We start from the raw sequence: 3802 nt of genomic DNA on the forward strand, positions 1-3802 counted from the left end.
GTGGCGCGCGTCACGGTGAAGGACAAGGGCGGCGAGGCCTGGACGGGTGAGGATCAGTTGCTCGTCATCGGCGCCGCCGACGAGCCCGTGGCGCAAGTGCCCAACCTCACGCTGGCGTCGCTCTCGGGCACGCTGGAGCCGGGGGAGTCGGCGCAGCTCGTGGCACTGCTTCCGGACGGCTGGGGCCCCGAGGGCAAGGACGAGGGCTCCGTCTGGGTGACGCTGACGGGCGCGGGGCTCTACGACACCCGGCTCGTGGAACTGGACGGGCGCACGCTCGTCCACTCCTTCGAGGTGGAGAAGCGCTTTGGCAGCGCGGTGTATGCCTCGGTGGCGTACCCGACCGCCACGGGCCGCTGGGAGGAGCGTACGGTGGGCTTCCGCATCATCCCCTCCGAGCGCACCCTCACCGTGACCCTCCAGCCCCGGCGCGCCGAGGCCACGCCCCTCACCGAGCAGGTCATCGACGTCCGGGTGACGAACCACGAGGGCCAGGGCGTGGTGGCGCAACTCTCGGTGGGCGTGGTGGACAAGGCCGTCTACGCCATCCAGAGCGAGTTCCGCCCCAAGGTGCTCGACTTCTTCTACCCGGTGGGCCGCAACAACGTGGCCACCTTCTTCTCCGCCGAGTTCCAGGGCTACGGCTATGGCGAGGCCCTCGCGCGGAAGATGGCGGGGCTGCCGGACCATGCCTTCGCCTCCATCAAGCCGCCCACGCGGCAGGCGAAGGACCTGGAGCGCGACACGGCGTACTGGAGCCCCAGCGTCGTCACGGATCGGGACGGGCGGGCCTCGGTGCGCTTCAAGCTGCCGTCCAACCAGACGTTGTGGGTGGTGACGGGCGTGGCGGCGGACACCTCGGGCCGCTTTGGCGAGTCCACGGCCGAGTTCGCCACGCGTGGTGGGCTCAACCTGTACGCCGCGCTGCCCCAGTTCCTCCGCCAGGGGGACGAGGCGCTCGCGTCGGTGCGCCTGTCGGCGGGGCAGACCTCCACGGGCAGCCAGTTGCTGGACGTGCGGCTGGCGGCGGCGGGGGTGCTCGAGCCCTCCGAGGCGACGCGGAAGGTGGAGCTGGGCAAGGGCGGCGAGCAGGTGCTGCCCCTCACCCTGAAGGCGAAGGGCTCGGGCTCGGCCGAGCTGGCGGTGGAGGTGGTGGGCGGCAAGGAGCCACTGCGCGACAGGCGGACGGTGGCGGTACGGCCCGCCGTGCTGGACGAGCCGGTGAAGGTGTCCCAGTGGGGCGGCGGCGAGCTGTCCCTGCCCGCGACGGCCACGGCCTCGGTGTCGGACGTGGAGCTGGTGTTGCAGCCGTCGCTCGTGGACGCGGCGCTCTCCAACGTGCGTGAGCTGCTGACGTACCCCTACGGGTGCCTGGAGCAGCTCGTGTCCACCACGGTGCCCAACGTGGCGCTGTACCAGACGTTGAAGAAGGCGGGCTCGCTGGAGTCGCTCGACACGGACAGCCAGGGGCTGCTGGCCGAGGCGCGCAGCCGCGCCGTGCAGGGCACGTCCCGCATCCTGGAGCTGTCCGTCCGGGGCGGCGGCTTCACCTGGTTCAGCGGCTACAGCCAGGCCGAGGTGCCCATGACGCTCATCGCGCTCGACGGGCTGGCGTACGCCGTGGAGGCGGGGCTCGCGGATCGGAATGATCCACGCATCACCGAGGGCATGCGCTGGCTGGAGGCCCAGGAGGGATTGCCCCTCGAGTGGGACGCCACGCGGGCCTGGGTGCTGGCACGGCTGGACGGGGAGCGGCAGGCGGCCCGGGTGCGCGCGCTGGTGCAGGCCGCGCAGCCGGGGGACCTGTACCCGCTGGCGCTGGCGGTACTGGCGGCGGAGAAGGCGGGGGTGATGCAGGAGCCGGCGCTCAAGGGCCGCATCGACGAGCTGGTGGCCCAGAGCAACGAGGGCTTCGTCACGCTGGCCAACATGCCCGCCCCCAGCGAGGCCCTGTGGCGCTACCCGCTGCGCCGGGTGGGCCTCACCGCGATCCTCGGGCACGCGGCGTCCTTCGGGAAGCTGGACATGAACAAGGCGCGCCGTCGGCTGATGGAGGCGCTGAGCGAGCCCGGGCTGTCCACCTTCGATCGGAGCACGGCGCTGCTGCACTCGATGTGGCTCATCGAGCGAGACGCGAAGGAGTTCCGCAAGCTGGCACCCCCGTCGGTGAAGGGGACGAAGGGCGAGGTGCGCTTCTCGCCTCGGGGCATGGGGCTGGTGGCCACGCTGGAGCCGGGTACCCGCATGGTGGACGTGGGCGGCTTCGAGGGCGTGGCGACGCTCCGGGCCACCGTGGCCATGCCGCTCGCGGAGGTGAAGCCGGTGGACCAGGGCATGAGCCTCCAGCGCACGTACTACGTGCTGCGCGAGGGCGGAAAGGTGCCGCTGGCCGCGGGCGACGGCGTCAGCCAGGGCGAGCACGTGTACGTGGAGCTCATGCTGGACGCGCACGGGGAGAACCGGGTGCGCTCGGCGTACTACGTGGTGGAGGACGCGGTGCCGGCGGGCTTCGTGCCGCTGGTGGAGGACAAGGAGTTCCGCGGCCCTCCGCACGCGCTGCCCCTGGCTCCCGAGGCCCTCAAGCGCCGCTCACTGAGCCCCGAGCGCGCCACGTTCTTCTTCGAGGAGCCGGCGTGGTGGAGCGACAGCCCGCGCACGGTGGGTTACGTGATGAGGGCCCAGTTCGCGGGCACCTTCTCCGCGCCGCCGGCCTTCATCGAGGACATGTACGTCCCCAGCATCCGTGGGCGCACGGGCACGGACGTGCTGAAGGTGGCGCCGTCCAAGCGCAGCACGGGCGACGTCGGCCAGAGCGAGTGGTGACGGCTGGAGGCGCCGTTGCAGGAACGAGGCGGCGGGTTCGATTCCCGCCGCCTCCAATAGCCCACCCGGGCGGCGCCCCACCCCGCCTGCCAGAGGCCTGACGCGCTTGTGCTCCGAGCTGGGCCTCCGCTCCAGGAGCCACATGGTGCACTTTGGTAGTCGGCTTGAGGCCCGCTCGCGAGCAGTTCGAGGATGTTCGCGCGGGTTCGCTACCGCCGGTCCGGGTTTTTAGGCGTCTTCATCGGCCGGTGTTGGCGACACTGTCTGGGATGGGGGCCGTCCTTCATCCGGGTGACCACCAGCCCCGCGTACACGTCCGCGTGTTCGGCGAGGTACGCCGCCAGGTCCACCTCGACGACGCGGCCCGCGAAGTGGTCACCGACGATCCACCTGCCCGCGCCGCTGTAGAAGCCGGTGTGCCACACCCAGACGGGCCGCTCTTTCAGCAGACCGATGCGCGGCTCGGCCGGGTTCTCGTCGAAGCCGACCAGCTGCAGCACGTCACCGGGCTGGAGCCGCGAGACGTCCAGCTCCGAGGAGGCGATGGGCGCCATTCCCTCCACCGGCCGCCCCAACTCGCCCCCGGGCACCGATTGGGTCGGGAAGACCGAGTAGGACTTCCAGCCACACCGACTCACGCGCTCGGCCGCGTAGAAGAGCACGCCCTGGCAGTCGATGCCCTCGCCCGGCCGGCGCATCCGGCCACCGAATTGGTAGGGAATGCCGAGCAGCTCGCGCGCCGCCGAGACGAACTTCTCGTTCTTGCCGTCCGGTGTCTGGGCGAGGGTATCGCCCCTCAGGCTGGCCCACAGCAGGACCGTCCCAACCGTTGCGTACCAACGCATGATGCCTCCCACCGGCTTCGGCGTTCGAGCCGGTTGGATGCTTCGCGCTCCCTCGGGGTTCCGTCAGGGGCTGACCCTGGGGCAGACTTCCCGGATGGCTTCCACCTCGCCCCTCATCCCGCTGCTCTTCTTCG

The 3802-nt window shown here is 71.3% G+C and carries 2 protein-coding genes; one reads left to right on the forward strand and one right to left on the reverse strand.

The genetic code is table 11. From position 1 onward, the window contains the following. Positions 1-2823, forward strand: a 2823-nt coding sequence (locus tag VF794_RS15500) for an alpha-2-macroglobulin family protein (RefSeq protein ID WP_331111129.1), incomplete at its 5' end; no start/stop codon positions are given. 209 nt (positions 2824-3032) lie between these two features. Here VF794_RS15500 and VF794_RS15505 read toward each other — a convergent pair. After that, positions 3033-3668: a hypothetical protein gene (locus VF794_RS15505; protein ID WP_331111131.1), complete on the reverse strand. Its 636-nt coding sequence runs from the start codon at positions 3666-3668 to the stop codon at positions 3033-3035. Positions 3669-3802 lie beyond the last annotated feature (134 nt).

Source organism: Archangium sp. (genome assembly GCF_036389735.1).
Taxonomy (GTDB): Bacteria; Myxococcota; Myxococcia; order Myxococcales; family Myxococcaceae; genus Archangium.